The following is a 2,111-nucleotide window of genomic DNA, read 5'->3' on the forward strand; positions in this document are numbered from 1 at the left end:
ATCCCTTGATGAGGGAACTGTTCCCATAAACCACCACAACCTTCTTGGTGAGTAGCTAAGTAACCAAACTTAGGATTCAAAGCACGTTCAAGTAACCAAGAACCGAAACGACTACCTAAACCTGTACGACGGTTAAACGCTTCAACAACCAATACAAAAGGAGCACTACCAACCTTCTGTAACATATCTTCGTCAATGACATTAAGAGTAGGTTTATTAATCAAACCAACATCTATTCCTTCCTGTTTCAGACGTTCCACTGCATCAAGAGAACGGTACAACGCATCACCAAAACTGACAATATAACCTGCTGTACCTTCCCGGATGACTTCATCTTTACCAGGAGTAAACTTATAACCTTCACCAAAAAATTCATTACCATTGCTATCCAGCAGAATTGGTACTTTGGAGCGAGTGGAGAAGATAAACCGCATTCCGGTTTGAGTAAATACTGTTTCTACACAAGCTTTCATCTGGTTGGCATCAGCAGGGAAATATAAGCGAGTTTCATAACCATCATCAAGACCGTTATCGGCAAACATATTGTTGATACCAAAGTGGCAAGTGTTGTCTGCCATGTCATCTATACCAGCATGGGAGAAGTGGCACAAAATATTAGAGTTGTTCAACCGCGCCATTGTAATTTCAGAAATACACATTTCTAAGAAGGCACTGAATGTGGCAAAAATACCTTGTTTCCCTGCTTCCATACCAAATCCCGCAGCAGCAGAAAAATTGCCACGCTCCATGATGCCACCACTAATAAACCGCTCTGGAAAAGCATCGTGAATTTGTTTGAACCCGCAAGAACCTTCTAAGTCACTGTCAACAAATAAATGATTTTTGCGTTCCTCTTCACTCATACCTTGGAGGACGGATACTACACTCTCGCCAAAGACATTCCGGTTGGAACCCATTTTGTCACTTACACCCATGAAAGTGTAGCTTTGCTTTGGTTTTTCAATACCCTTGAGATAGTTAACTGCTTCAGTTCTGCCTTTTGCCTCTAGATATTCGATCGCTAATTTTAGAGGAATCACATCATGTCCATGGGTAGAACCTTCTAAACCTTCGATACCCACACTCATTTTCCGCTTATTAATAATAGCGATCGGACCTTCAGTTGTAGCTGCTTGACATATTCGTTGATACAGACTATCTAAATCTTCCCCATCTCCTTCAAGTACTGTTAAGCCATGACCTGCTAAAGTTTTGTTGAGGTCGTAACCTTTTAAATAGTCGGAAGGATGGCCTGCAATAGTAACATCATTATCATCAATTATCAATTTAACATTGAGATTTTGTGCTACTGCCATTCTAGCTGCTTCAGCATCATTACCCTCTTGTTGAGAACCGTCGGAACCTAAGCAAAAGACTAACTTATCAGGATTTGCCATTGCCACACCATTGATATAAGGCCACATATGACCTAATCTACCGGAACTGAATTTTACTCCAGGAGTAAATCCTAATTCTGGGTGTCCTGGTAAATGAGAATTAGCTGCCCGATAATTTACCAGACGTTCCACAGGAAGTTCTCCTGCTATAGCCGCCATTAAGTATTGGGTAGCTACGCGGTGTCCAGCTTCATCAAAGAAAATAGGTACAAATTTTTCTGCTGCACCTCGGAAAAAGGCATCTAAAATCATAACTTCGGGTACTGTGTCATAAGGGCCACCTGTGTGACCTCCTACTCCTCTAGCAGCACCAGTGGCGGTGAAGAAAATTATAGTATCACGGCAAAGTTGAATATTTGCTTTGAGCGTTTCCCGTTGTTCGTCTGTGAGAGTTGGGTTTGTGGGGTCGAGAGAAAGTGGTTTATAGCTTCCTATGTCAATTGGAAATGGTGCTGTAGTAATTGTCATGGTTAATAAGAGTGATAATATCTATCTATGCTTCATATATCCGTGTCCATGATTTATTTCATACCTGTGATTAGGGATAAAATGTTTATGGGCAAAGAGTTAAAGAAAGCCTACCATAGTTGGTGAGTTTTTTAATAATTATTTTATTTTTTTATTTCAAGGTGCTTAATACCTTAAAATCTACTATATAAAAAATTGAGTTTGTAGGTTGAGTTGACAAAGGAAACCCAACAAACACATCTTTAA

Annotated in this window: 1 protein-coding gene; it reads right to left on the reverse strand. The window is 40.1% G+C overall.

All coding sequences use genetic code 11. The features are described 5' to 3' along the window. Positions 1-1,865, reverse strand: a 1,865-nt coding sequence (locus AC3DU7_RS32100; RefSeq protein ID WP_488043277.1) for a transketolase C-terminal domain-containing protein, incomplete at its 3' end; no start/stop codon positions are given. Between the last annotated feature and the right edge of the window lie 246 nt (positions 1,866-2,111).

It is taken from the genome of Okeania sp., from assembly GCF_983059655.1.